Annotated in this window: 29 protein-coding genes; 6 read left to right on the plus strand and 23 right to left on the minus strand. The window is 60.5% G+C overall.

Annotation, left to right across the window (positions count from 1 at the left end):
• Positions 1-3 precede the first annotated feature (3 nt).
• Positions 4-399, minus strand: coding sequence for a DUF1249 domain-containing protein (locus tag BW958_RS05790; protein WP_083687267.1), 396 nt, complete (start codon positions 397-399; stop codon positions 4-6).
• A 42-nt stretch (positions 400-441) separates the two neighbouring features.
• Positions 442-1,080, minus strand: coding sequence for an ADP-ribose diphosphatase (gene nudF / locus BW958_RS05795; protein WP_076574793.1), 639 nt, complete (start codon positions 1,078-1,080; stop codon positions 442-444).
• A gap of 313 nt (positions 1,081-1,393) precedes the next feature.
• Here nudF and tolC point away from each other — a divergent pair, with 313 nt between their 5' ends.
• On the plus strand, positions 1,394-2,701 hold the full coding sequence (tolC, locus tag BW958_RS05800; protein ID WP_076574794.1) for an outer membrane channel protein TolC: 1,308 nt from the start codon (positions 1,394-1,396) through the stop codon (positions 2,699-2,701).
• A 60-nt stretch (positions 2,702-2,761) separates the two neighbouring features.
• On the opposite strand, the gene pspG is transcribed toward tolC, so the two are convergent.
• From pspG to BW958_RS05895, 19 genes are all read right to left on the minus strand, one after another.
• Positions 2,762-2,974 carry an envelope stress response protein PspG gene (gene pspG, locus BW958_RS05805; RefSeq protein WP_076574795.1) on the minus strand — a complete coding sequence of 71 codons (213 nt, stop codon included), beginning with the start codon at positions 2,972-2,974 and terminating at the stop codon, positions 2,762-2,764.
• Positions 2,975-2,999: 25 nt separating this feature from the next.
• Complete coding sequence (locus BW958_RS05810; protein ID WP_256701859.1) at positions 3,000-3,212, minus strand: PspC domain-containing protein; 213 nt, start codon at positions 3,210-3,212, stop codon at positions 3,000-3,002.
• Entirely contained in the window at positions 3,209-3,871 is a 663-nt protein-coding gene (gene pspA / locus BW958_RS05815) for a phage shock protein PspA (RefSeq protein WP_076574796.1), read from the minus strand. The genes BW958_RS05810 and pspA overlap by 4 nt, the downstream gene beginning before the upstream one ends.
• Before the next feature lie 213 nt (positions 3,872-4,084).
• Positions 4,085-4,807, minus strand: coding sequence for a 1-acylglycerol-3-phosphate O-acyltransferase (locus BW958_RS05820; protein WP_076574797.1), 723 nt, complete (start codon positions 4,805-4,807; stop codon positions 4,085-4,087).
• Positions 4,808-4,866: 59 nt separating this feature from the next.
• Positions 4,867-5,430, minus strand: a complete 564-nt coding sequence (locus BW958_RS05825; protein WP_076574798.1) for an AAA family ATPase — start codon at positions 5,428-5,430, stop codon at positions 4,867-4,869.
• Entirely contained in the window at positions 5,427-6,203 is a 777-nt protein-coding gene (locus BW958_RS05830) for an adenosylcobinamide-GDP ribazoletransferase (RefSeq protein ID WP_076574799.1), read from the minus strand. Before BW958_RS05830 ends, BW958_RS05825 begins: the two co-directional genes overlap by 4 nt.
• The gene (cobT, locus tag BW958_RS05835) at positions 6,200-7,267 is read right to left on the minus strand and encodes a nicotinate-nucleotide--dimethylbenzimidazole phosphoribosyltransferase (protein ID WP_076574800.1); all 1,068 of its coding nucleotides are present in this window, start codon (positions 7,265-7,267) and stop codon (positions 6,200-6,202) included. The genes BW958_RS05830 and cobT overlap by 4 nt, the downstream gene beginning before the upstream one ends.
• 75 nt (positions 7,268-7,342) lie before the next feature.
• The gene (locus tag BW958_RS05840; RefSeq protein WP_076574801.1) at positions 7,343-7,996 is read right to left on the minus strand and encodes a histidine phosphatase family protein; all 654 of its coding nucleotides are present in this window, start codon (positions 7,994-7,996) and stop codon (positions 7,343-7,345) included.
• A gap of 279 nt (positions 7,997-8,275) precedes the next feature.
• Entirely contained in the window at positions 8,276-8,716 is a 441-nt protein-coding gene (locus tag BW958_RS05845) for a hypothetical protein (protein ID WP_076574802.1), read from the minus strand.
• 257 nt (positions 8,717-8,973) lie between these two features.
• Positions 8,974-9,390 (minus strand): VOC family protein, encoded by a 417-nt coding sequence (locus BW958_RS05850; RefSeq protein ID WP_076574803.1) that lies wholly within the window; start codon positions 9,388-9,390, stop codon positions 8,974-8,976.
• 72 nt (positions 9,391-9,462) lie between these two features.
• Complete coding sequence (gene parC / locus BW958_RS05855; protein WP_076574804.1) at positions 9,463-11,757, minus strand: DNA topoisomerase IV subunit A; 2,295 nt, start codon at positions 11,755-11,757, stop codon at positions 9,463-9,465.
• A 53-nt stretch (positions 11,758-11,810) separates the two neighbouring features.
• Positions 11,811-12,137, minus strand: a complete 327-nt coding sequence (locus tag BW958_RS05860) for an antibiotic biosynthesis monooxygenase family protein (RefSeq protein ID WP_076574805.1) — start codon at positions 12,135-12,137, stop codon at positions 11,811-11,813.
• Between the two features lie 21 nt (positions 12,138-12,158).
• The gene (parE, locus tag BW958_RS05865; protein ID WP_076574806.1) at positions 12,159-14,042 is read right to left on the minus strand and encodes a DNA topoisomerase IV subunit B; all 1,884 of its coding nucleotides are present in this window, start codon (positions 14,040-14,042) and stop codon (positions 12,159-12,161) included.
• A gap of 39 nt (positions 14,043-14,081) precedes the next feature.
• The gene (locus BW958_RS05870) at positions 14,082-16,097 is read right to left on the minus strand and encodes an FUSC family protein (RefSeq protein ID WP_143233028.1); all 2,016 of its coding nucleotides are present in this window, start codon (positions 16,095-16,097) and stop codon (positions 14,082-14,084) included.
• Entirely contained in the window at positions 16,094-16,957 is an 864-nt protein-coding gene (locus BW958_RS05875) for an efflux RND transporter periplasmic adaptor subunit (RefSeq protein WP_076574808.1), read from the minus strand. The genes BW958_RS05870 and BW958_RS05875 overlap by 4 nt, the downstream gene beginning before the upstream one ends.
• Positions 16,950-17,174 carry a DUF1656 domain-containing protein gene (locus BW958_RS05880; protein ID WP_076574809.1) on the minus strand — a complete coding sequence of 75 codons (225 nt, stop codon included), beginning with the start codon at positions 17,172-17,174 and terminating at the stop codon, positions 16,950-16,952. The genes BW958_RS05875 and BW958_RS05880 overlap by 8 nt, the downstream gene beginning before the upstream one ends.
• 81 nt (positions 17,175-17,255) lie before the next feature.
• Positions 17,256-17,876: an NUDIX hydrolase gene (locus tag BW958_RS05885; protein ID WP_076574810.1), complete on the minus strand. Its 621-nt coding sequence runs from the start codon at positions 17,874-17,876 to the stop codon at positions 17,256-17,258.
• A gap of 11 nt (positions 17,877-17,887) precedes the next feature.
• On the minus strand, positions 17,888-18,265 hold the full coding sequence (locus tag BW958_RS05890; RefSeq protein WP_076574811.1) for a hypothetical protein: 378 nt from the start codon (positions 18,263-18,265) through the stop codon (positions 17,888-17,890).
• The gene (locus BW958_RS05895) at positions 18,262-18,531 is read right to left on the minus strand and encodes an FAD assembly factor SdhE (RefSeq protein WP_076574812.1); all 270 of its coding nucleotides are present in this window, start codon (positions 18,529-18,531) and stop codon (positions 18,262-18,264) included. Before BW958_RS05895 ends, BW958_RS05890 begins: the two co-directional genes overlap by 4 nt.
• Before the next feature lie 115 nt (positions 18,532-18,646).
• On the opposite strand from BW958_RS05895, the gene ygfZ reads away from it, so the two are divergent.
• Complete coding sequence (ygfZ, locus tag BW958_RS05900) at positions 18,647-19,552, plus strand: tRNA-modifying protein YgfZ (protein ID WP_076574813.1); 906 nt, start codon at positions 18,647-18,649, stop codon at positions 19,550-19,552.
• Here the strand turns inward: ygfZ and BW958_RS05905 are convergent.
• Positions 19,534-20,439, minus strand: a complete 906-nt coding sequence (locus BW958_RS05905; RefSeq protein WP_076574814.1) for a LysR family transcriptional regulator — start codon at positions 20,437-20,439, stop codon at positions 19,534-19,536. The two genes, ygfZ and BW958_RS05905, sit on opposite strands and share 19 nt — an antisense overlap.
• A 90-nt stretch (positions 20,440-20,529) precedes the next feature.
• On the opposite strand from BW958_RS05905, the gene BW958_RS05910 reads away from it, so the two are divergent.
• The gene (locus BW958_RS05910) at positions 20,530-20,946 is read left to right on the plus strand and encodes a PACE efflux transporter (RefSeq protein WP_076574815.1); all 417 of its coding nucleotides are present in this window, start codon (positions 20,530-20,532) and stop codon (positions 20,944-20,946) included.
• Here BW958_RS05910 and BW958_RS05915 read toward each other — a convergent pair.
• Positions 20,940-21,278, minus strand: coding sequence for a hypothetical protein (locus BW958_RS05915; RefSeq protein WP_076575087.1), 339 nt, complete (start codon positions 21,276-21,278; stop codon positions 20,940-20,942). The genes BW958_RS05910 and BW958_RS05915 overlap by 7 nt on opposite strands.
• A 163-nt stretch (positions 21,279-21,441) precedes the next feature.
• Between BW958_RS05915 and cutA the strand changes: the two genes are divergently transcribed.
• The 3 genes from cutA to BW958_RS05930 are packed head-to-tail and all read left to right on the plus strand — an operon-like array spanning position 21,442 to position 23,971.
• Positions 21,442-21,759 carry a divalent-cation tolerance protein CutA gene (cutA, locus tag BW958_RS05920; RefSeq protein ID WP_076574816.1) on the plus strand — a complete coding sequence of 106 codons (318 nt, stop codon included), beginning with the start codon at positions 21,442-21,444 and terminating at the stop codon, positions 21,757-21,759.
• The gene (locus tag BW958_RS05925; RefSeq protein ID WP_076574817.1) at positions 21,756-23,480 is read left to right on the plus strand and encodes a protein-disulfide reductase DsbD; all 1,725 of its coding nucleotides are present in this window, start codon (positions 21,756-21,758) and stop codon (positions 23,478-23,480) included. Before cutA ends, BW958_RS05925 begins: the two co-directional genes overlap by 4 nt.
• Positions 23,477-23,971, plus strand: a complete 495-nt coding sequence (locus tag BW958_RS05930) for a GNAT family N-acetyltransferase (RefSeq protein WP_076574818.1) — start codon at positions 23,477-23,479, stop codon at positions 23,969-23,971. Before BW958_RS05925 ends, BW958_RS05930 begins: the two co-directional genes overlap by 4 nt.
• The last annotated feature ends 29 nt before the right edge of the window (positions 23,972-24,000 follow it).

A 24,000-nucleotide genomic window follows, 5' to 3' on the forward strand; every position in this document is an offset into this window, starting at 1 on the left:
TTATTAGAAAACCTTGGCAAGATAACTGCCGTGCCTGAGACAAAAATTCAACCAATCGGCCAAAAACAGATTAACCTGAGCTTTTTCATCCGGCTGATGCATCTGCGTATTCGGATAATCATATCGCGGTTTCAAACGGGAAATCTGCTGTGCTGCACACACTTCGGCCATCCGCACGTCGTGATACAAACGAATCTCTATTTTACTCTGCAACCACTCCGGTAGTTCCGGGTTGTGCTGGGTCAACGCCACTCTCGTGGTAAAGCGGCTCTCCTCTAGCACCGTCAGCTGGAAATGCAGCCCTTCACCGACCGCATAGCTGCGCACAGAGCCCAGTTCACGCTCACGCGGCAGCAGTCGCATCAGCGTCATGTAGTTGACCTCACAAGTGCGCTGCATGGCGCGCAAGTCGGGCACATATTTTTTCAGTGCCAGTCCCACTTAGCTCGCTCCCGCCGCCCAGCGGCTCTTTAAGGTGTCATGGTTAAGCTGCAGCCACTGCAGCGCAATCACCGACGCTGCATTGTCGATACGACCGCTGCACACCAGAGCATAGGCATCTTGCCTGTCCAGAACATGAACGCGGATATCCTCGCCCTCTTCGGCCAGTCCATGCAAGCCCTGGGCCCTGCTCGCATCGACCTCGCCCACGAACACCTCTATACGTTCCGTGGTACCGCCGGGACTCACCATATAACTGATGGCGTGTTCCATGCGACCAATGGTGACACCAGCCTCCTCGATTGCCTCACGGCGGGCCACTTCATCGGCCTGTTCACCCGGTTCGATGATGCCGGCAATCAGCTCCAGCAACCAGGGCGATTCGCTGGTGGCGATGGCACCGATGCGAAACTGCTCGACCATCACCACCTGATCGCGCAGCGGATCGAAGGCCAATAGCGCCGCCGCATGACCCCGTTCGAACAGCTCGCGCACTATTGGGGTGCACCAGCCACCGGCAAACAGCTTGTGGCGCAGTCGATAGCTGTTGATCTTGAAAAAGCCGTCATAACCGACTCGCTTTTCCAGTACCTCAACATCATCACGGCCAAAGGTAATCTCGGGGATATTGCCTGCCATCTCATGCCTCCGAACTTGACTTGCCACGGGCAGCACCTAGAATCGTCGTGAATGAACGTTCATTCACACATCATCCCGCGTCACAGAAAGCGAATTCTAGCAGGCGGGAACTGCTTGGCTAAGTGACACTTTGTAAAAATACCCGGTTGAGCTTGACCTTCCCTTAGCGGGAGTCGCTGCAATTGGGCGGCAAGATAACTTTTCTGCCGAGTTCTCAGGCTGTTAAGCTCTGATAAAGGTTACCCGAAAGAAAATCGGCAACCGCCTTTGCGTCCAGTGCGGCACTGGAATAACCAGTAAGGTTAAGGAATCTATGAAACGAACTCTTCTGTCTGCTCTCGTCATGCTTGGCATCAGCCCGCTGGTTCATGCCGAAAACCTGCTCGACATCTATCAATTGGCCCAAACCAAGGACCCCACCTTGCTCTCTGCCAAGGCCAGTCGTGATGCCGCGTTCGAAAAAATTAACGAGAGCCGTGCGCCGCTGCTGCCGCAGGTCAACCTGACCGGCACAGCCGATTACCAGAAGACCACCAACGATACCTCGACCCGCAGCCAGCTTGGCGGTCAGGTAGCGCTGTCACAGTCGCTCTACAGCCGCAGCAACTGGTTGAACTTAAGCCTGTCAGAGAAGAGTGCCACCCAAAGCGATGTGGCTTACAACCTTGAGCAGCAAAACCTGATCCTGCGCACCGCCCAGGCCTATTTCGCCGTGCTCAAGGCGCAAGATGCGCTCGAATATGTGCAGGCCAACAAGACCGCTGTGCAGCGTCAACTTGAACAAACCCAGCAACGCTTTGAAGTGGGGCTGAGCGCCATCACCGACGTCAACGAAGCCCAGGCCCAGCGTGACCAGGCACTGGCCGACGAGATCAGCGCCGAAAATACCCTGGCCAACAGCTATGAGAGCCTGCGTGAGCTGACCGGCGTTGATTTCCGCAAGCTTGATGTGCTCAACACCGAGCGCTTCAGCCCGGCCCCGACCCCGCTCAACGCCGATCAGTGGATGGAGCTGGCGGTGGACAAGAATCTCTCCCTGCACAGTGCCCGCATTGCCAAGGACATCGCCAAAGAGCAGATCGATCTGGCCAAGACCGGCCACGAGCCGACCCTGAACTTCAATGCCAGCGCCGGCAGCACCAACAGCGACTATAAGCTGGACAGCAGCCAGGATGGCACCACCAATCAGGCCACTGCCGGCCTGACGCTGAGCATCCCGCTTTACAGCGGTGGCGCTACCACGTCTCAGGTCAAACAGGCCCAGCACAACTATGTGGCCGCCAGCGAGGATATGGAGAAGAGCTATCGCTCGATGCAAAGTACAGTGCGCTCTTACTACAACAACGTGAACGCCAACATCGGCTCGGTGAAGGCCTACACCCAGTATGTGATCTCGGCCGAGAGCTCGCTCAAGGCCACCGAAGCCGGCTACGAGGTGGGCACTCGCACCATCGTCGATGTGCTCGACTCGACCAAGGCGCTCTATCAGGCCAAGCAGAACCTCTCCGAGGCGCGCTATAACTACATCCTCAACATCCTGCAGCTCAAGCTGGCTGCTGGCACGTTGCAGGAGCAGGATCTGACCGACCTGAACCAGGGTCTCAAGCATCCGGCCAAGTAATCTCCCGCTTTAACAAGAGAAGGGCGCCATCAGGCGCCCTTCGTGTTATGTGATGCAGGGTCAGTGATAGCGCACCCGGCGCTGCCGACCCAGCAACCAGCAGGCAAGCAGCACCAGCAGGATCCAGGGTGCCAGCTTGACGATCAGTGCCAACATGCCGCTGAGAATACCGAACAGCACAAACAGACCGGTCACTATCAGCATCGCCAGCAGGGTAAATCCGGCCAGTCCCATTCCCACCAGTACGGCCAGCAGAACCAGAAACTCCACCATGTCAGACTCCTTGGGTCACATCACATCAATCCAGCCAGCGGCGGATTTCCGCCTGTGGCGTCATCAACAGCCAGCCGGCCAAATAGAGGGCCAACGCCAGCGGCGGTAGTAAAATCAAGGTAAATAGCGCCACCAACCGCACCGCACTGCGCGATACCCCCAGCTCTCTGGCGATGCCTGCACACACACCGGCCAGCCGGGCATGCTGCCGGTCACGGCGCCAGCGCAGCCTGATCACAGCGCCACCCGCTCGCCCTTGAGACGAGCCAGCTCCCGCTCTATCTGATCGGAGAGCTCGAGTTCGCGAAACTGCGCCGAGAGCGGCGTATTCTGGCCAAAGCTGGCGGCTTCCAGCTGCGCTTCGAGCTGCTCGACCCGTCCCTGAAAACCATCAAAACGGGCCATCAGCTCGTGCATACGGCGCGTATCGAGTTGGGCTTTCACCCGCAGTCGGCTGTGGGCGGTCTGCTCGCGCAGGGTCAGCATCTTCTGCTTTTCGCGCGCCTCAGCCAGTTTGTTCGCCAACTGCTCGCTATCGGCCTGCAGCTGGGCCTTCACATCAGCCAGACGGGTTTGCTCCTGCTGCAACTGCTGCAGGCGCTCCTGCTCGGCCAGCTTCTCGGCCAACGCAGCGCGGGCCAGATCCTCACGCCCTTTGCCGATGGCCAGCGCCGCGCGGGCATCCCATTCATTCATTTGATGCTCGAGATGTTGCTGATGGCGCTCAAGCTGCTTTTGCTCGGCAATCAGACGGGCGGCCTGGCTGCGCATATCAGCCTGCACCTCCTCCATCTCTTCGATCATCAGGCGCAGCAGCTTTTCGGGCTCTTCGCTCTTGTCGAGCAGAGAGTGCAGGTTGGCATTGATCACATCACTTAATCGACGAAACAGGCTCATGACTCGCTCCTTGGGTTTACGTGGGTCAGATAGCACTGATCATGTATTACAAGGAGTGTGCCAAAGGCATGAACTTGATGTTTTTCAATGGGTTGACTATGAACGGAAGACAACAGAGAAAACAATATGGTGAAAAAAACCAACCGCACTGGTCATTTTCGCCAGACATGAAAAAGGGGAGCCTTGCTCCCCTCTCATCGCACTGACGGGTATTTAGACCGGACGGCGCACCTTGCCATCAAGCTCGGCCAGTTTGGCCTCCATCTGCACGCGGCAGGTCTCGGTCAGCTCGCGGATCCCGGCGGCGCCATGCTCTTTGGAGCACAGGGGCGGCAGCATTTCGATCAGCACTTCACCGTTGTCCCAGCGATTGAGATCGACCTGACCGAAGTAGCTCGAGCAGATGATGGGCACCACCGGCACACCGGCTTGCACCGCAGTGTGGAAGGCGCCAGCCTTGAACGGCAGTAGGCCACGCCCCTGAGAGCGGGTTCCTTCCGGGAACATCCAGATCGAGGTGCCTCGGGATTTGATGCGATCGACCACCTGACTGATGGTACTGATGGCGCGGCTGCGGTTGCTGCGATCAATCAGCACGTTGCCCGAGAGCCAGAACAGAATGCCGAACAAGGGGATCCAGGCCAGACTCTTCTTGCCCACCGCCACCACGCCGGGGCGCACTGCGCCGGTCACGGTGAAAATGTCGAAGTTAGTCTGGTGATTACAGACATAAACAGCCGGACCAATCTCATCCACGCCGGGCGGCAGGATCACCTTCACCTTCAGCCCCAGCAGCGGACAGACTGCGTGATACATGCTGGCAAACACGTATACGTTGTTGCGATGGCGCGGACGCACCAGACAGAGCAGCAGACCGAAGATGAACCAGAAGACGAGCAGCACTGCGAGCAGCAGCACACGAGCGAGTTTGAGCATCGAACACCTCGAATTGAAACAGGGCGCAGTATACTGGCGCCCTATTAAGCGAACAAGTGTTAGCCAGACTGGGCCGACCAGCCTGCTTCCAAATGAGACAGTACAAAACGGCTGCGCTCGCCGGGCGTGCCCCAGGGCACCTCAACACAGTGATAACCCAGCGCCTGATAAGCGAACAACAGCTGCTCGTGCAGCACTTGCGCTTCGGCAAAGGGGTAAGGGCGCACCGCATCGCGCACATAGAAATCCGGATGCAGGGTGCAGAAGAACACCTGCGGATGGTAGCCAAGACTAGCGCTGCGATAAGCCTCGCTCACCTGATGACCGCCCCAGTTGAGGTAAGCGCAGATATCGCCAATGGCCCGATCCAAAAACACCGGCCCCGGCACGGTCGCGGCGATGCGCTTTTGTCCTTCCATCGTCTGTAGACAGAGCGCCGCAAAGCCCGGCAGGTTATCCCACGGTAAAATTCCATCCGGGATCTGGCTTTGCGCCTCAATCAGCTGGCGCGGCACTTCGGCAAAGGTGACAAAGCCGAGGGTGGCGAGCTCTGCCAGCAGGGTGCTTTTGCCACCGCCCGGGCCGCCGGTGATGATCACCGGCGCCGTCACGCTGCCAATCATCCATGACCTCCGACCCACAGCAGGGCATACACCGCGAGTTCACTGACCTGCTGTACGGCACCCAAAGTATCACCGGTGTAACCGCCCAGTTGGCGGCGCAGTAAGGTAACCATGGCAAAGCGGGTTACCAGCAGGCCGAGAGTGAGCCAGAGCAGCATCCCCGGCGCCAATACCAGCACAGCGACCACACCGGTGCCGACCAGCACCAGCAGTTCACCGCGCTCCTGCTGATGGGCCAGCGGCTTGGCCTTGCCCTCTTCGCGCACATAAGGTTCGGTGGCAATCAGGCTGGCGGCCACCACGCGGCTCAATACATGGGCAATCAGCAAGGCGATAACGGCATCGGCAGCGCCGCGCTCCAGTAAAGCGGTCAGCAGTTGCCATTTCAGCAGCAGCGCCAACACCAGTGCCAGAGCGCCATAGCTCCCCAGCCGGCTGTCTTTCATGATGGTGAGCTTCTGCTCGAGGGTCCAACCACCGCCCAAGCCATCGGCGGTATCGGCCAGCCCATCTTCATGAAAACCGCCGGTCAGCAGTACGCTGACCACGATGGCGAGCACCACTGCGGCGCCAGCCGGCAGCAGGCAGGCGGCCCCCCACAGCACCAGTGCCGACGCCGCCCCCACCAACACGCCGACCATACCGAAATAGCGGCTGGCCCGGTTCAAACTGACCGTATCGACCGCCACACTCTCGGGCACCGGAATGCGGGTAAAAAAGCCGAGGGCAATCAAAAACAGCCGCCACTCGGCGGCCAGTATGTTTCCTATCATGACGTGGCGCTATCCTGCGGGCTCTCGACCACGTTATCGACGCCCGCTTCACCGAAACTGGCCATCTGGTTGTAGAAGTTCACCGCAGCGTGTAACAGCGGCAGCGCCAGCGCGGCGCCAGTTCCCTCACCCAGTCGCAGCCCGAGCGAGAGCAGTGGACGGGCCTGCAGCAGCGCCAGCAAACGCTGGTGCCCCTGCTCTTCGGATTGATGAGCAAAGATCAGGTAATCGCGCACACCGGGCGCCAGTCGCACCGCACACAGGGCGGCGGCGGTGGCAATAAAGCCATCGACCAGCACCGGCACACCCGCTTCAGCGGCGGCGAGCAGGGCACCGGTCATCTGCACCACCTCAAAGCCGCCGACCGCGGCCAGCACCGCCACCGGATCATCCTTATCCAGTTGATGCAGGGCCAGCGCCTGTGCGATCAACGCCTGCTTACGCGCCAGCACGGCGTCATCGATTCCGGTTCCGCGACCGACACAATCTGCCACCGGCAAACCGGTCAACGCCGCCATGATGGCCGCTGCCGACGAGGTATTGCCAATGCCCATCTCGCCCAGCGCCAGCAGGTTGCAACCATCGGCCACTTGGGATTGCACCAAGGATTTGGCATAGGCAAAGCCCTGCTCGACCTGCTCGCGCGTCATGGCCGGGGCTTCGTGGAACGGCGCCGTTCCTGCCCCCAGACGCTGCTCAATCACCTCTGGCAGTGAGAGTGGCGCCAGGATGCCGCAATCGACCACCTTGATAGCCCAACCCAACTGGCGGCAGAAGACGTTGATGGCCGCGCCACCCGCCACGAAGTTGTGCACCATCTGGGTGGTCACTTCACTCGGCGCAATCGAAACGCCGGCACGGGCGATTCCATGATCGCCGGCAAATACCAGCATGGTGGGGCGGGTAATGGCGAGTGCCGCACTGGCATCGCTCAGCTGGATCTGGCCCAGCGTCAGCGCCAGTTTCTCAATCTCACCCAGCGCGCCCAGCGGCTTGGTCTTGTTATCAATGCGGGCTTGGATGGCCGCAGCCAGAGAATGTTTCAGTGGGGCAACAGGATACATCTTCACTCCTTTGAGAATTTGAATATCGCCGGAAGGCTAAGCTTCCCTTTGAAAATGAATGAGATAGTACGCCCCTTAAGACATCTGGCAAGGCCAGTGCAGGCGATAGAAGGGGGGGCGCTCATTACCCAGATACGCGGTGATCTCCACTGCGGCACCATAGGGCAGGTCAAGGGAGGTAAACCAGGGGGCGCCGGGCAGATGCTCGGGCTGCAAAACATGGCTGAGCAGCGCCCGCATCACACCGCCGTGGCACACCAGCAGGGCGCCGGGTAGCTCGGCGGCAGCGAGCTCGCCAAGCCACTGCTGCCAACCGAGCCAGACTCGCTGGCAAAAGTGCTCCAGCGGCTCCCCATCTGGCGGGGTATGGCGCTGTGGCTCACGCCAAAAACCGTCGGCCAACTCAGGCCAGCACCGGTAGACCTCTGATTGCGGCAAGCCATCCCACTGACCAAAATCCATCTCGCGCGCCCAGTCGCACAGGGCCAGCTCACCACGAAGCGGCGCCTGACCTTGCAGCGATTGCGCAAAGCGCTGGCAGCGCTGCAGCGGCGAGCTGGCCAACGCGCTCCCCTGCGCCAAGCGCTCCGAGAGGATGCGCCAACTGGCCTGCATCTGGTCAAATCCGGTCTGGGTCAGGGCCACGTCGGTACGCCCGCGCACCATCTCCCCCCCGTCGCACTGGCCATGACGCAGCAAAAACAGGGAGAGCTTGCGGTAATCACTCATGGTGGCTCCTCGGGCGAAACAAGATGGCAAAACCAGACAAACCATAGTAACAAAGCGCCGCGCCAGAGGCTTGCCTCATCCGTGCAGGCATACGTTGTTGTTTAGATTGGGCTGGCAATGCCTTGGCTAGCGAGACGCCCCCACGTCGACAACTGGTAATCGTTATCGCACCGGGGGGCTCGCTGCACTCCTGTTATCGCGCCGCGCTATCACGTCCGGCAATATGCCCGCTTGAACAGGGCACGATATTGCCGTCAGGCGGCAAAACGAGCCGACTATTTAGCCAGTGACATTGGATTGCTGCGCTTCATCGCCCTGTTCGCGGCGACGCTCCGAGGCCTCTTTAATCAGTGCCTCGCGCTGCTTTTCCAGATCATCGAGCAGCGTTTGCTTCTGTTCGGCCGTGAGCTTTTGGCTGCCCTCGATTTCCTGTTTCTTTTGCTCAATCTGATCGAGCTTCTCTTTGCTAAGGCCAACCCGCTTGGCCAGCAGATGCTCCCACGCCACGTCAGTCAGGGACTTTTTCTCAGCGCTATTACGAGTGACGCTGGCACGCGAATAGGTGTCAGACGATGAGGAAGAGCCCTCACCCAACGTGACTTTGTCTTCGGCCAGAACGAAACGGGTGCCTTGCTGATACGCCGCTGCGCTTTGCTGGCGCTCGGCTGCACTACTGGGCTGCGCCGAATAGATCGCGCTTGAGTAACCGTTGACGATCATTTATGACTCCATAAACATCGAATCCGGCCAGTATCAGGCAAATTTCATTCCAAAAGATTCTTGGGCTTAATCTTGGCCTTGCATCCAGCGATGGTGACCATATATGCCCCAATGTCTGTTAGGCGAGGCAGAAAAAGCAGCGGCAGCCGTGCTTGATCAGGCTGTAAATACTTTGATTTGGATTAAGTTTTTCTAGCCCACCTTTCAGCGGGCTTTTCTTGATTTGCGGTGTGTATAGAGCTAGTTATCACCTACACCTACCGTTTTGCCATCGGATGATCAGGATTAAGCTGCAGCAGATCCCAGAGATTACCGTAGAGGTCTTCAAAAACCGCGACGGTGCCATAATCTTGCTCTTGGGGTTCTCGCACGAAGTGAATCCCCTGAGATCTCATTCGCTCATAATCACGCCAGAAGTCATCGGTATTGAGAAACAGAAATACCCGACCACCAGCCTGATTGCCGATAAAATCCAGTTGCTCTGGCTTGGATGCTTTTGCCAGCAGCAAAGCGGCACCATGAGAATTTGGCGGCGCAACCACCACCCAGCGTTTGTCCTGCTCCGGCTGATAAGTATCATCAAGCAGTTCAAAGTTGAGCTTGTTAACGTAAAAATCGATGGCCTCGTCATAATCTCTGACCACCAGAGCAATATGCACAATATTCTGTTTCATCTCACACTCCGGCTTGCTGATCGCCAAAACCTATTCCAATAACAAGGGCGCTTTCGCGCCCTTCATGATTATTTACCCTTCCTGATTGTCGCCAACCACCGGCTCTACAGCAGCAGCGGTTTCAATCTCTATCTTATCGACCCGCTGCAAGCCGCGTGGCAGTTTGGCGCCACGGCGGCCGCGTTCACCGCGGTAGAACTCGAGATCCGCCGGTTTCAGGGTCAGCTTGCGCTTGCCGGCAAACAGGGTGACGGCCTGGCCTTGCGGCACCACGGCAATCTGGGTGACGAACTCTTCCCGTGATTTCACCCGCGCCGACGGCACGCTGATGATCTTGTTGCCCTTCCCCTTGCCCAGCACCGGCAGGGTCGAGAGCGGGAACAGCAGCATGCGCCCTTCGTTCGAGATGGCCATGCAGAGATCGCTGTCGGGATGCTTAATAGGTTGCGGCGCCATCACCACGCCCCCTTCGGGCACCGAGAGCAGCGCCTTGCCGTTCTTGTTCTTGGCAATCAGCTCGTCATAGGTGCAGACAAAGCCATAACCGGCATCGGAGCAGATGAGGTAGGGCTCTTGCTCGTTGCCCAGCACCATATGGCGCACCTCTTCACCGGGACTTAGCGCAAAGCGACCAGTCAGTGGCTCGCCCTGGCTGCGGGCCGAGGGGAGTGTGTGGGCTTCCAACGAATAAGTTCGACCCAGGGTGGAGAGGAACACCACCTGCTGGTTGCTGCGGCCATGAGCCTCACAGAGGAACTCATCGCCCGCCTTGTAGCTAAGCCCGGCGCTCTCTACATCGTGACCCTTGGCGGCGCGCACCCAGCCCTTGGCCGAGAGGATAACGGTGACCGGCTCGCTCGGGGTGAGCTCTTTTTCAGTCAGTGCCACGGCAGCGGCACGCTCTACCAACGGGGTACGGCGCTCGTCGCCATACTTCTCGGCATCGGCCAGCAGCTCTTTCTTGATAAGCGTCGACAAGCGGCGCTCGGAGCCCAAGATCTGCTCGAGCTTCTCGCGCTCCTCTTCCAGCTCTTTCTGCTCGGCGCGGATCTTGAACTCTTCAAGCTTGGCCAAGTGGCGCAGTTTCAGCTCAAGGATGGCTTCGGCCTGGGTTTCGCTGATGCCAAAGCGCGCCATCATCACGGCACCCGGCTCATCCTCGGTGCGGATGATGTGGATCACCTCGTCGATATTGAGATAGGCGATCAGCAAGCCTTCGAGGATATGCAGGCGGGCCAACACCTTGTCGAGGCGATATTGCAGACGACGGCGCACGGTTTCACGGCGGAAGGTGAGCCACTCGGTCAGGATGGTGCGAAGGTCTTTGACCTGCGGCCGGTTATCCAGCCCCAGAATATTGAGGTTAACCCGGTAGTTCTTCTCCAGATCGGTGCTGGCGAACAGGTGCGCCATCAGCCCTTCCACGTCGATGCGGTTCGAGCGCGGCACGATCACCAGCCGGGTCGGGTTTTCATGGTCCGATTCGTCACGAAGATCAGTGACCATCGGCAACTTCTTGGCGGTCATCTGGGCCGCAATCTGCTCGAGGATCTTGGCACCCGAGGCCTGATGCGGCAGGGCGCTGATGACAATCTCGCCCTCTTCAAAGGTCCACACGGCGCGCTGCTTGATGGTGCCCTTGCCGCTTTCGTAGATTTTGCGGATCTCATCGCGCGGGGTGATGATCTCGGCGTTGGTCGGGTAATCCGGCCCCTGAATGTGCGCCATCAGGGCATCGAGCCCGGCGTTGGGGTTGTCGAGCAGCTCGGCGCAGGCATAAGCCACTTCCCGGGCGTTGTGCGGCGGAATATCGGTCGCCATCCCCACCGCGATACCGGTCACCCCGTTAAGCAGGATGTGCGGCAGGCGCGAAGGGAGCACCCGTGGCTCTTTCATGGTGCCATCAAAGTTGGGCACCCAGTCGGCGGTGCCCTGCCCCAGCTCCGAGAGCAGGATCTCGGAGAAACGCGACAAGCGCGCTTCGGTATAACGCATGGCCGCGAAGGATTTCGGATCGTCCGGCGCCCCCCAGTTCCCCTGACCATCCACCAGCGGATAGCGGTAAGAGAACGGCTGCGCCATCAGCACCATGGCTTCATAGCAGGCGCTGTCGCCGTGCGGGTGGTACTTACCCAGCACGTCACCCACGGTACGGGCCGATTTCTTGTGCTTGGAGAGGGCAGAGAGCCCCAGCTCGCTCATGGCGTAGATGATGCGGCGCTGCACCGGTTTGAGACCGTCGCCGATATGCGGCAGGGCGCGGTCCATGATGACGTACATGGAGTAGTCGAGGTAGGCCTTTTCGGTAAAGGCGCGTAGCGGCTGACGCTCCACGCCATCCAGGCTCTGTTCCAATGTATCACTCATGTGATGGGTTCTTCTCCGGTTGCGAGGCAGCATCGCCGCCCCCACCAATAGGATTAATCTGTCTGGTCACTGAAACCATAATCCCGCTCGACCAGAGCGATGCGGGTTTTAAACGCGCGATACCACTGCTCGCGACCGAGGCGCTGCGCCTCTTGATGCTCAACCTGCGCCTTCCAGGCACGGATGGATTCGAGATCGCGCCAGTAAGAGACCGTGATACCAAGGCCATCGCGGGCCGACTCGATGCCAAGAAAACCGCTCTGACGCTCTGCCAGCTCGACCATCCGCTCGGCCATGGCGCCGTAGCCATGATCGCCATCGTGGCGCTCGGAGGTGAAAATTACCGCGTAATAGGGCGGTTTCGGCGTAGTGGCTATCATCTGCACTCCTTGCGTCGGGCGTTAAACATCGGCGAGGTTGCCCTTCTCTTCCAGCCATTCGCGGCGATCACCGGAGCGCTTCTTGGCCAGCAGCATGTCCATCAGCTGCAAGGTGGCCTCGGCGTCTTCCATGGTGAGCTGCACCAGACGGCGGGTATTGGGGTCCATGGTGGTTTCACGCAGCTGCTTGGGGTTCATCTCACCCAAGCCCTTGAATCGGGTCACCATCACCTTGCCCTTCTTCTTCTCGGCCTCCACCCGCTCGAGGATGCCGTTCTTCTCATCCTCGTCGAGGGCGTAATAGACCTCTTTACCGATGTCGATCCGATAGAGCGGTGGCATGGCCACATGGACGTGACCCTGATTCACCAGCGGGCGGAAGTGTTTGACGAACAGGGCGCACAGCAAGGTGGCGATGTGCAGACCGTCAGAGTCCGCATCAGCGAGGATACACACCTTGCCATAACGCAGCCCCGACAGATCGTCGGAATCGGGATCAAGGCCAATCGCCACCGAGATATCGTGCACTTCTTGTGAGGCGAGCACCTGACCGGCCTCAACTTCCCAAGTGTTCAGAATCTTGCCGCGCAGCGGCATGATGGCCTGGAACTCACGGTCGCGCGCCTGTTTGGCACTGCCGCCCGCCGAATCCCCTTCCACCAGAAACAGCTCGCCCTGCATCGGATCAGCGCAGTTACAGTCCGTCAGCTTGCCGGGTAGCGCCGGGCCTTGCGTGACTTTCTTGCGCACCACCGTCTTGGCGGCGCGCATCCGGCGCTGGGCGCTGGAGATACAGAGCTCGGCAATCTGCTCGGCGAGCTCAGTGTTGCTGTTTAAAAACAGGCTGAACGCATCTTTGACCACGCCCGAGACAAACGCCGCGCACTGACGGGACGACAGGCGCTCCTTGGTCTGGCCGGCAAACTGCGGGTCCTGAATCTTGACCGACAGGATGTAGGCGCAGCGATCCCAGATATCTTCCGGGGTGAGCTTGACGCCGCGCGGCAGCAGGTTACGAAACTCGCAGAACTCGCGCATGGCATCGAGCAAGCCCTGGCGCAGCCCATTGACGTGGGTGCCGCCAAGCGCGGTCGGAATCAGGTTGACGTAAGATTCGGCCAGACACTCGCCCCCTTCCGGCAACCAGCACAGGGCCCAGTCCACCGCTGACGCGTCGGTCGAGAAGGCGCCGACAAAGGGCTGCTCGGGCAGGCAGGGGACATTTTTGACCGCATCGACCAGATAATCTTTCAGGCCGTCTTCATAACACCATGCCAGCTTGATGCCGGTGTTCTTGTCGAGGAAGGTGATAGACAAGCCCGGGCAGAGCACGGCTTTGGCTTTGAGCAGGTGCTCAAGCTTGGAGACCGAGAACTTGGGTGAATCGAAGTAGTGAACTTCCGGCCAAAAGCGCACCCGGGTGCCGGTGTTGCGACGACCGCAAGTGCCGGTGATGGTGAGATCAGACACCTTCTCGCCCTTTTCAAAGGCGATGTCATACACCTGCCCGTCACGGCGCACCGTCACTTCGACCCGCTCGGACAGGGCGTTCACCACCGAGATCCCCACCCCGTGCAAACCGCCGGAGAACTGGTAGTTCTTGTTGGAGAACTTACCGCCTGCGTGCAGCTTGCAGAGGATCAGCTCGACCCCCGAGACCCCCTCTTCCGGGTGGATATCCACCGGCATGCCGCGACCATCGTCGATGACCTCAAGGGAGTTATCCTCGTGCAGGATCACTTCGATGCTGCGGGCGTGACCGGCCAGCGCCTCATCCACGCTGTTGTCGATGACCTCCTGACCCAGGTGATTGGGGCGGGTGGTATCGGTGTACATGCCGGGGCGACGCCGCACCGGCTCCAGACCATTGAGGACCTCAATGGCATCGGCATTGTATTGGGACATGGATTCTCGGGTCTTGGTGAAAGACAGTTGAAGGGAATCTTACCCGTTTGCAGGCTCCTTGGACAAATTCCCTGTGGTTTGTGGTGCTTGCAGCAGTGGGTGTAGTGCGCTGGCAAGGCGCCAAAGCAGGCCGCAAAGCGCCTGTGATGCGGGATCCTGGCGCGCTGCCAGCAGCGGATACTGGCGCTCGAGCTCGACCAGCACCGGCCGCAGTGCGCTGTGATCAATGCCGCGCGCCGACACGATGCCGGCCAACTGCCCCAGCAAGCGGCTGCGCAGCTGCTCAAGGGGCGGATCACCTTGCCAGGCACGCAGTTGCCACACCACATGGCTGCAGTTAAGCAGCACCACGCCCCAGCGCAGTGCCCAGGTTCTGGCCTCGGCATCGCGTCCTTGGCAGAGCTGGCCGAGCGCATGATACAAACGCGATTCGAACGCGCGCTCGCTACGCCCCGGCCGGCTTGCCAGCTGATCGTGAAACTCCCGGCGCAAAGCGCGCTGGATACGCTGACTGCGATGCTGATCGCTAAAGGGCTGCAGCAACTGGAACGCCAAAATGGCCCCCATCAATCCCAGCACCTGACCCAGACTGCGATTGAGATAGTTGGCAAAGTCGTAATCGGGCGGGTTGGTCACGGCCAGAAACGAGCCGAGAAACACCACCAGCTGCGCCCACAAGGCGGCGCGGGTTGGCTGCTGCAGCCGCAGCAAATTGAGGGTGACCAGCACCGGCAGCAACAAGAGGGTAAAGCTCACCAGATCGGTGAGGTGGATCATGATGCCAAACTTCACCCCGATGCAGACCAGCGACAACCAGGCCACCGCTTTGAGCATCACACCGGTGCTGCGCGCCGGTGCCGGAGTGGCCGCATACAGTACGCAACCGACTGCCAGCAGGGTTACCGCCGAGGCGCCAGCACTCCAGTTGGTGACAATCCAGAAGGCGCTACCGAGCCAGACCGCGAGAAAGGTACGACCGGCGTTATAGAGCGCTTCGAGCCGGTCTTGATAACGGCTGAGCGCGGCCTCGCCCGGTACATGCTGATAGCGATGCACCCGCCCCGCCACCAACCGCCGTTGCCAGCGCCGGCAGCGCAGCAGCAGGCGGCCGGTATCGGCCAATCGACCGGCGAAGGCGCGCGATCGGGTATCCGCGCCCTGATAAAACGGCGCCAGCAGACGGGCCAGTGCGTACTCATCGGCATCAAGGCGGCCAAGCAGAGCCAGAATTTGCTCCAGTTGCGCCGGCAGCCAGTCCGGCTGGGCCGGCCAGTTATGCAGCAAGCGGCGCAGACCCGACAGCCGGCCAACCAGATGCAGCTGACAGTGCAGCAGATAGTTGAGCAGCCGGTTGTGACGACGCAGATCGTGATGGCTCCACACCGCCTGCACCCGCAACAGATCGAGGGTCAACAACTGGCCAATCACCCCTTCGTGAGCCTGACGCACTGCCCCTTGCTCGCCGCGCCAGAGCAGGGCTGCGTGTTCGAGCAGCCGGCTTTGCGCCTTGTCGAGCGCCACCAACAAGGCATCGGCGTCAGTCTGGGTCGGCAGCACCATCATCATAAAACCGCCGCAGAGGATGCCGAGGATCACCTCGCTCACCCGCGCCTGGGCAATCTCGAAGATATGGTAAGGGTCATCGACGTTGACGCAAGAGAACGCCACGATCGCCGCCGTATAGCCGGCCAGCTGGCAGGCATAGGCGACGTTGTTGAAATAGAGCTGGGAGAGGTAGGTGCACAGCGCCAGCCACAGGGCGATTTCACAAGCAAACAGCCAGGGGTCGGAAAAGCCGGTGACCGCCATCAATACAGCCGCCATGGCGCCGATCAGGCTGCCAGCAACCCGGCCCAGACTCTTGCTGATGATGCCGCCGACGGTCGGGAAATTGACCACCGCCGCCGAGGTCATCGCCCAGTAGGGGGCATCAAGCTGCAGCAAAAACGCCAACCACAGCGACAGCGCCATCGCCAGCGCGTTGCGCCAGGCATAACGCCACTGGCCCAGATTGGCGCGCCCCCACGGCGTGCGCTGCCAGAGCGGCATCATCAGGGAGCCAGCACGATGCTGCAGGTGGTGCCGGCGATGAGCACCGGCAAACTCTCCTCATCAAGCAGCTTGATCCGCACCGGCACCCGCTGCGCCAATCGCACCCAGGGTACGTTGGGTTTCACGTCGGGCAGCAAGCCATCACGGCTTTGCAGACTCTGATCTTCGATGGCGCGGCCGATACTTTCGACCTCACCGCGTAGCGGCTTACCGCCGCTGTACAGGGTCAGGGTTGCCGCCTGCCCCACCTTCACATGGCGCAGCTTGGTCTCTTCAAAATAACCGAGCACATAGAAAGAGTGGCTATCGACCAGCGCCACCAGCGGCGCACTGGTGTCGGCGCGATTACCCACCCGCACCCCGAGATTGGTCACGAAGCCATCGGCTGGGGCGCGCACCTCGGTCTGGGCCAGATCCCAGCGCGCCTGTGCCACCCGAGCATTGGCCAATGCCAGACTGGCCTCTTGCGAGCGGGCATTGAAGTTGGCGGCTTCCACATCTTCGCTGGCAATCACACTGCGCGGCAGCCCTTTGCGCCGGTCAGCCTCGTGGCGCGCCTTATCGGCCACGGCCTGTGCCTGCTGCGCTTCGGCGTCAGCCTGCTGCAAGGCGATACGGTAGGGTTCGGGGTCAATGCGAAACAGCAGATCGCCCTTTTTCACCGACTGGTTGTCATGCACCGCCACCTCAATCAGGCGGCCAGCCACCAGCGGTGTGATATTGACCACTTCGGCGCGCACCTTGCCATCGCGGGTCCAGGGCCCCTCCATGTACTGGTTCCAGAGCCACCAGCCAGCCGCGAGGGCTGCCACCGTCACCAGCAGGGTAATGGCATAGCGCAGAAATTGACGAAATTCAGCCATGGGTCAGCATCCACAAAGCGCCGCAGACGGCGAGAATGAACAAAGAGAGATCGCAGAGCAAAGGGTGCCAGAGGGCGCCGGAATAGAGCCAACTGCGCAGCAACCGGTGCACCAGCAGCCAGACCGGCAACGCCAGCAGCACCGCCTTGAACAGCGGAGGAAACAGCAGGGCAGCACCGAACAGGGTATCGGCCAACGAAAAAAAGGTGGGATTCACGAAACGAACCGGCTCCTGCAGGAATCGCAAAGGCTCAGAGTAGCACTGCGGCCAGTTAGCGTGCCAGCCGCAGCAGGGGGGTTAATCAAACAGCGTCTCTGGCCGTCCGGCACGCACATGCGCATGCAGGGTTTCGAGCTGTTCGCGCACCACCCGATCCCGCGACAGCGGCGGCAGCTCATGCAGGCCAAACCAACCAGCGCCATAGGTTTCGCTGGTGTCAGTCAACAGCTCGCCACCCGTCATGCGGCAGAGGAAAAACGCCTTATGGGCGTGTGGCAGTTGCGGTGGATGGGGATGCTTGAGCTTGTCGAACAGGGCCAGCAGCTGCACGGCCTCGCACTCGAGACCACTCTCTTCGCGCACCTCGCGCACGGCAGCCGCCGCAGGGGAATCCCCCACATCGCACCAGCCACCCGGTAGTGACCAGCAGCCATCGGCCTTTTCACGGATCAGCAGGATGCGTTGCTGCTCATCAAGCAGCAGCGCCCGCACATCGAGCTTGGGGGTCGGATAACCACTGTCGAGATTGACCCAGTTGGCCAGCACGGCGGGATCGAGCCCGTCGGCGTCAGCCAGCAGGGCCAGTGAGGCATCACGCAGTTTCTGATAGCGCTCGATGTCGTAGACGTTGCTGGTATAGGTCAGACCGGCTTGCGCCGTGGCCAGCACCAGCTCCACATAACGTTGAAGGGAAGACATACAGCACCTCTTCAGGGTGAGGGAGCAGCCAGAGTAATCCTGCGCGCCAGAAGGCGGTAGTGCTCATCGGCAATTTGATCGCAAAACAATAGTAGCGAGCTGCCATCGGCAAAATGCAGCCAGAGCATGCCGGGCAGCACCCGGCTGTGATGCCACTGACAGGGCGCCTCGCCCCGGTACAGCTCGTCGCTTTGCCAGCGCAGCGGCGTCACTCGCGCCGCCACCTTGAGGCTTTGCCACAGGGCAAACGCCCACACCGGCAACACAATGGCCCACTGCCAGAGCGCACTGAGCACACCGGCAGCCGGCCACAGCAGCAGAAGATAAAGCAGAAGCAGCGCCCTGCCGGCACGGCGCGATGGCGCAAGTGGCAGGGCGGCGGGGATCATCCCAGGCGGTCGTGGCGAGCCTGGTTGCGCTCGAGGATAAGCGGTACCAGGGCAGCAAATTCCGGGTCGCTCGGCACGCCGTGCCCCATAAACCACTTGAACAGGTCCGGATCGTCACAGGCCAGCAGACGCTCAAAGGCAGATTGCTCGGCCGGAGTCAGGCTATCGTACTCGTGTTCAAAAAACGGCATCACGATCACGTCCAGCTCCAGCATGCCACGACGGCAGGCCCACTTGAGACGGGATTTCTCGACAGAGGTCAACATCGACATCACTCCAAATGGAAACCCCGAAATGGTAACAGCCGGAATTTCCGGCTGACAAATTTTCCTCCCATCTTTACCATGGCGGTCACAACTTCCCGTCTGTCGGACACCCACCATGAGTCGTCAACTGCCGCTGATCCCAGGCCAACCTACTCTTTATCCCCTATCCGGTTTTGCCACCATCCAGCTCACCGGTGCAGATCGCATCAGCTATCTGCACGGTCAGGTCACCTGTGATGTCACGGCCCTCAAACCCGGCGAGCAGCGTCTCGGCGGGCACTGTGATGCCAAGGGCAAGATGTGGAGCGATTTTCGACTGCTGATGCTGGAAGAGGCGCTGCTGCTGGTGCTGCGTCGCTCGGTGCTGCCGCGCACCCTGCAGGAGCTGAAGAAATTTGGCGTGTTTGCCAAGACCGAGATCAGCGAAGGCACCCAAAGCATCGCCGGGATTGCTGGCATTGGCAGTGACGAGTGGGTCAGCGCCCAGTTCGGCCTGACTGACAGCGGGCTGGTCAGCGGTGGCATGGCGGTGCGCCTGGCCCCCAACCGCTGGTTGCTGGTGAGCGATGACATGCCGACCCTGCCGGAGGCGAGCGAAAGCGAGTGGATGGGCTTTGAGATTGCCGCCGGTCTACCCCACCTTGAGGCGGTGCATCAGGGCGAGTACATCCCGCAGATGATCAACCTGCAGGCACTTGGCGGTATCTGCTTTACCAAGGGCTGCTACATGGGTCAGGAGACGGTCGCCCGCGCCAAGTATCGCGGCGCCAACAACCGCGCCCTGTTTATCCTGCAAGGTCATTGCAGCAAGGCTATCGAAAGCGGCGAGACGCTGGAAATCCGCCTGGGTGACAACTGGCGACGCAGCGGTAGCGTGCTCAACGTCTGGCAAGAGGGCGATGCGCTGCTGATCAGTGCCGTATTGCCAAAAGACACCGAGCAGGATGCCGAGTTTCGGATCAAGGACGAAGAGCAGTCGGCCCTGACCCTGCAGCCGCTCCCTTACGAATTGATCGACTGATCGCGCGGCGCTGGCCAGCGCGCCAACAGCGCCTCACGTAACCAGCGCCCCGCCTGCCCAAGCGGGCGGGCGCGCTGCCACAACAGCTCCAACGCCAGTGACGGATTGCCGATAAAATCCGGCTCAATGCGCACCAGCTCACCGCGAGCCAGCGCCTCTTCTAGCAGAAAATCGGGCAGCGATGCCCAGCCTAACCCCCGCTTGACCAGCTCCAGCACGCCCAAATCCCCTTCCACCCACCACACCTGCGATCCGAGACGAAAGCGCTGCCGCTCCACCCCATCCCGCCGACCGGTCACCATCATCTGCCGCTGGTTTTGCAGATCAAGGCGCGTCAGTGTGCCGAGCTTGGCCAGTGGATGGCTCGGTGCCACCACCAGCGGCATATCGATGCGGCCCAAGGTGTGAACGGCAATCTCCGGGTGGGGATGCAACTGCTCATAGCTGATGCCAAGCTGCGCACGGCCGCTTTGCAGCATCTCGGGCAAATCTTCTAAAAGCGGAAACAGGAGCTCCAGCTCGACCAACGGATAGCGCGCTGCAAATGCCTCGAGCAGCGGCCCGAGCCAGGGCAGATGGGAGTCGTCGTCAATGGCGAGGGTCAGACGCGGCTCGACACCGGCCGCCAGCTCGCCAGCCAATGACTCAATGCGAGCGCTCTGATCCAGCAGTTGCCTTGCCTCGGCCAGAATTCTCTCCCCCTCTGGCGTGAGCCGCGGCAACCGCGCCGAGCGGTCAAACAGGGTGAGTCCCAGATCGATTTCGAGATTGGCGATGGTGGTGCTTACCACCGACTGGGCCTTGCCCAGACGGCGCGCCGCCGCCGAAAACGAGCCGCTCTCGGCAGCAGCCTGCAGGGTGCGTAGCTGTTCTAGCGTCACATTCATCTATCGCTTAAACCGATATTAACTAACTTAGTTCCATCGTGATTGATTGATAGATTCTCTGCAACACCGAATCGACACGAGGAGCTCGTCATGCGAAGCGGCACCGATCGCCTGCGCCATGCCATTACCTTTGAACTGCTGGGACTGATGTTGTGCGTCCCGTTGGCCAGTGGCGTCACCGCGCAGCCCCTGCTGCACACTGGCGTGCTCGCACTGGTGCTGTCGCTGCTGGCGACGGGTTGGAATTATCTGTACAACCTGCTGGTGGATACACTGATGCTGCGCCATCTGGGACGCCTTGAGAAACGCTGGGGAGAGCGGGTATGGCACGCCCTCGGCTTTGAGGGCGGCCTGCTGCTGGTCACTCTGCCATTGGTGGCCTGGTGGATGGAGATCTCTCTGTGGCAGGCGCTACTGCTCGATCTGGGTTTTGCGCTGTTTTACCTGATCTACGCCTTTTTCTATAACCTCGCCTACGATCGCCTGTTTCCGTTACCGGCTCACTGAGCGCTAGCGGGGGGCTCGACCGGTGCAACCTCTTCGGTCGGCGGCTCGCGCTCGCGCAGCTGGGTTTCGATGCCGTTCTGAAACTCTTGCAGCAACGACTGAGCGAGATGGAGATCGCCCTTGTGCACCCGCTCGAACAGGTGGCTTTGAATCACTTCGCGCAGCTGCTCGACGGTCACCGGCTCGCCGGTCAATCCTTCCCGCTCGAAATCGGCATTGAGCTCGTCGGCGGTGCTGCGCATCAATCCATGTAGCTGAACCAGCATGCGCCGCTCGCCCTCGCGCAGCAGGTGGAGTCGGCGGGTCTGCAGCTGTTCGTTGAGTGTACTCATGACGGTTTCCTGAAAACGGCGACGCTTGCCTGTCAGTGATTGATGATGCCCTGTGCCGAGCACGCCGTCTATCTCCACAAGCACGGCTCGGCAGCGGCCTTTTGTCTGACTTTTTTTGGCGCTGACGGTATAGTGAAACCCCATTACTGACAGCGGATTGACCATGAACGACGCCATCGTGGTGCTCTGTACCTGCCCCGATCAAGCCAGTGCCGACCGGCTGTGCGACGCGCTGCTCGAGGCCCGTCTGGCCGCCTGCATCAACCAGCTACCTGCCGTGACCTCGGTCTATCGCTGGCAGGGCAAAATTGAGCGCAGTCAGGAAATTCAATTGCTGATTAAGAGCAAGCTGCGCCATTTCCCGGCGCTGGAGCAGTGCATCCTGGCGCATCATCCCTATGAGGTGCCGGAGATCGTGGCGCTGCCCATCGCAGCGGGGCATCTCCCCTACCTTGGCTGGCTCGATGAGGAGACCCGATGAGACGGCTGCTCTGCCTGCTGATGATGCTGATCTGCCTGCCGCTGCAGGCCAGCGATCTGCTAAGCTCGCTCGGTTTAACCCAGCCCACGTTTCTCAAAGCCGAGCAGGCTTTTCGCCCCGAATACCACCAGCAGGGCAACACCCTGACGGTGACTATCCAGATCGCCGATAACTACTACCTCTATCGGCATGGCTTCGCGTTCAAGGGCGATAAGCTTCGCTTTGCGCCGCCCACCCTGCCGCCCGGCGCCCCCCACGAGGATGACTATTTCGGCAAGAGCGAGGTCTATTACCACTCGGTCACGATTCCGATCACCCTCGAACAGGTGGAAAACGGCGCCGAGCTGCGCGTCACCTATCAGGGCTGTACTGACGGCCTTTGCTACCCACCGACCGATTTGAAGATTCCGGTCGCCCCCATCAGCGCTGTAGCGCCGCCGGCGACAGACAAGCGCGTCGCGCAAGGTGAGCAAGAGCGCCTCGCCGGGTTGCTGGCCAAGCAGTCGCATTGGCTCAGCATCGGTTTGTTCCTGCTGCTCGGCCTCGGGCTGGCGTTTACGCCCTGCGTGTTTCCCATGTATCCGATCCTGACCGGCATCCTCGCAGGCCATGGGCAACGCCTGACCACGGGGCGAGCCTTTGCGCTATCCATGGCCTATGTGCAGGGGATGGCGCTGACCTACACCCTGCTTGGGCTGGTGGTTGCTTCGGCCGGATTGCAATTTCAGGCCGCCTTGCAGGCCCCCTGGGTATTGATCACCCTGTCGCTGCTGTTTGTGCTGCTGGCTCTGTCCATGTTCGGCCTGTTTACCTTGCAGCTACCGGCATCGTTACAAACCCGGCTGACCCAGCTCTCCAACCGTCAGCAGGGTGGCTCGCTGACCGGTGTCGCCGTAATGGGGATGATCTCGGGACTGGTCTGCTCCCCCTGCACCACCGCCCCGCTCTCGGGAGCACTGCTCTATGTGGCGCAAAGTGGTGACCGCGTGCTTGGCGCCGCCACCCTCTACGCTCTTTCACTGGGGATGGGCCTGCCGCTACTGCTGCTCGGTACCTCCGGCGGCCGCCTGCTACCCAAAGCCGGCCCATGGATGACCCGCATCAAGCAGCTGTTTGGCTTCGTGCTGCTGGCCGTACCGCTGCTGCTGCTCTCGCGGCTGTGGGATGATCGCATCAGCCAACTGGCTTGGGCGCTCTGGGCAGTGCTGCTGTGCGCCGTGCTGCTTCACTACAACCATGCCACGGCGCATTCGCGCTGGCGCTCTGCCCGCTTTATGGGGCTACTGCTCGCGGTGGTGATCACCGTCGTCACTGCGCACGATGTTTGGCGTATCACCCCCACTGCCAAGGCCGAGGTCCATAGCGCCGGATTTGTTCGCATCAAAACCGTGGACGATCTGAAAAACCGCCTCGCTGCCGCCAGTGGCCAACCGGTACTACTCGATCTCTATGCCGACTGGTGTGTGGCCTGCAAAGAGTTTGAACACAAGACCTTCCCCGATCCTTTGGTGCAGCAGCGCTTTGCCAACATGGTGCTGCTGCAGGCTGACGTGACCGCTAACGATGCGCAGGATGTGGCGCTGCTCAACGACCTCAAGGTGCTGGGACTGCCGACCCTGATCCTGTTTGATAATACAGGCCGTGAAGTGACCGGCGCCCGCGTCACTGGGTTTATGGGGCCGGCTGACTTTGCTGCCCATCTCGACAAGGCGTTGCCATGACCTTGACCTTGCGCCGGCTTGATAAAAACCAACCCTTTGATGTGGCTTCGCTGCAGCGTCTGCTGGAGCAGGGCCGCATCTATCACGAGCTGGTTCATACCGAGCCGCTTTCGCCAAGCGCAGCCAGTGACGAGCTGATCGATTGCCCACCGGGACTGGCGCTTGAGCATAAATGGACGCTGGGTGCCTGGTGCGGTGATGAGATGATCGGGGTGGTGGATCTGCTGCGTGGCTATCCCGAAGCGGATATCGCCTATCTCGGATTGCTGCAAATTGGCGAGCCCTGGCAAGGGGCCGGACAGGGCCGCGCCCTCTACACAGAGGCGTGCAACCTCGCCCGCAGCTGGGGATGCCAGCGGATGCGACTGGCGGTAGTGGCCTGCAATCAACCGGGTCTCAATTTCTGGCTGGCTCGCGGCTTTATCGAGTGCTATCGCAAGACGCTGGAGGGGTATCGCGCCGAGGTGATCGTGATGGAGCGAAGCCTGTGAGCCTCAGGAAGCGCTGGGTTATCTGCCTT

The sequence above is a fragment of the Aeromonas sp. RU39B genome (assembly GCF_900156095.1).
Lineage (GTDB): Bacteria > Pseudomonadota > Gammaproteobacteria > Enterobacterales > Aeromonadaceae > Aeromonas.

Excerpts from the sequence above, each read along its gene's own strand:
- BW958_RS05890 (WP_076574811.1), bottom strand. The coding sequence starts at position 18,265 with ATGATCCCCGCCGCCCTGCCACTTGCGCCATCGCGCCGTGCCGGCAGG.
- BW958_RS05875 (WP_076574808.1), bottom strand. The coding sequence starts at position 16,957 with ATGGCTGAATTTCGTCAATTTCTGCGCTATGCCATTACCCTGCTGGTG.
- BW958_RS05830 (WP_076574799.1), bottom strand. The coding sequence starts at position 6,203 with ATGATAGGAAACATACTGGCCGCCGAGTGGCGGCTGTTTTTGATTGCC.
- nudF (WP_076574793.1), bottom strand. The coding sequence starts at position 1,080 with ATGGCAGGCAATATCCCCGAGATTACCTTTGGCCGTGATGATGTTGAG.
- BW958_RS05885 (WP_076574810.1), bottom strand. The coding sequence starts at position 17,876 with ATGTCTTCCCTTCAACGTTATGTGGAGCTGGTGCTGGCCACGGCGCAA.
- BW958_RS05895 (WP_076574812.1), bottom strand. The coding sequence starts at position 18,531 with ATGTTGACCTCTGTCGAGAAATCCCGTCTCAAGTGGGCCTGCCGTCGT.
- parE (WP_076574806.1), bottom strand. The coding sequence starts at position 14,042 with ATGTCCCAATACAATGCCGATGCCATTGAGGTCCTCAATGGTCTGGAG.
- cobT (WP_076574800.1), bottom strand. The coding sequence starts at position 7,267 with ATGTATCCTGTTGCCCCACTGAAACATTCTCTGGCTGCGGCCATCCAA.
- BW958_RS05850 (WP_076574803.1), bottom strand. The coding sequence starts at position 9,390 with ATGAAACAGAATATTGTGCATATTGCTCTGGTGGTCAGAGATTATGAC.
- BW958_RS05930 (WP_076574818.1), top strand. The coding sequence starts at position 23,477 with ATGACCTTGACCTTGCGCCGGCTTGATAAAAACCAACCCTTTGATGTG.
- pspG (WP_076574795.1), bottom strand. The coding sequence starts at position 2,974 with ATGGTGGAGTTTCTGGTTCTGCTGGCCGTACTGGTGGGAATGGGACTG.
- tolC (WP_076574794.1), top strand. The coding sequence starts at position 1,394 with ATGAAACGAACTCTTCTGTCTGCTCTCGTCATGCTTGGCATCAGCCCG.
- pspA (WP_076574796.1), bottom strand. The coding sequence starts at position 3,871 with ATGAGCCTGTTTCGTCGATTAAGTGATGTGATCAATGCCAACCTGCAC.
- BW958_RS05845 (WP_076574802.1), bottom strand. The coding sequence starts at position 8,716 with ATGATCGTCAACGGTTACTCAAGCGCGATCTATTCGGCGCAGCCCAGT.
- BW958_RS05820 (WP_076574797.1), bottom strand. The coding sequence starts at position 4,807 with ATGCTCAAACTCGCTCGTGTGCTGCTGCTCGCAGTGCTGCTCGTCTTC.
- BW958_RS05925 (WP_076574817.1), top strand. The coding sequence starts at position 21,756 with ATGAGACGGCTGCTCTGCCTGCTGATGATGCTGATCTGCCTGCCGCTG.
- cutA (WP_076574816.1), top strand. The coding sequence starts at position 21,442 with ATGAACGACGCCATCGTGGTGCTCTGTACCTGCCCCGATCAAGCCAGT.
- ygfZ (WP_076574813.1), top strand. The coding sequence starts at position 18,647 with ATGAGTCGTCAACTGCCGCTGATCCCAGGCCAACCTACTCTTTATCCC.
- BW958_RS05860 (WP_076574805.1), bottom strand. The coding sequence starts at position 12,137 with ATGATAGCCACTACGCCGAAACCGCCCTATTACGCGGTAATTTTCACC.
- BW958_RS05790 (WP_083687267.1), bottom strand. The coding sequence starts at position 399 with ATGCAGCGCACTTGTGAGGTCAACTACATGACGCTGATGCGACTGCTG.
- BW958_RS05840 (WP_076574801.1), bottom strand. The coding sequence starts at position 7,996 with ATGAGTGATTACCGCAAGCTCTCCCTGTTTTTGCTGCGTCATGGCCAG.
- BW958_RS05825 (WP_076574798.1), bottom strand. The coding sequence starts at position 5,430 with ATGATTGGCAGCGTGACGGCGCCGGTGATCATCACCGGCGGCCCGGGC.
- parC (WP_076574804.1), bottom strand. The coding sequence starts at position 11,757 with ATGAGTGATACATTGGAACAGAGCCTGGATGGCGTGGAGCGTCAGCCG.
- BW958_RS05910 (WP_076574815.1), top strand. The coding sequence starts at position 20,530 with ATGCGAAGCGGCACCGATCGCCTGCGCCATGCCATTACCTTTGAACTG.
- BW958_RS05905 (WP_076574814.1), bottom strand. The coding sequence starts at position 20,439 with ATGAATGTGACGCTAGAACAGCTACGCACCCTGCAGGCTGCTGCCGAG.
- BW958_RS05915 (WP_076575087.1), bottom strand. The coding sequence starts at position 21,278 with ATGAGTACACTCAACGAACAGCTGCAGACCCGCCGACTCCACCTGCTG.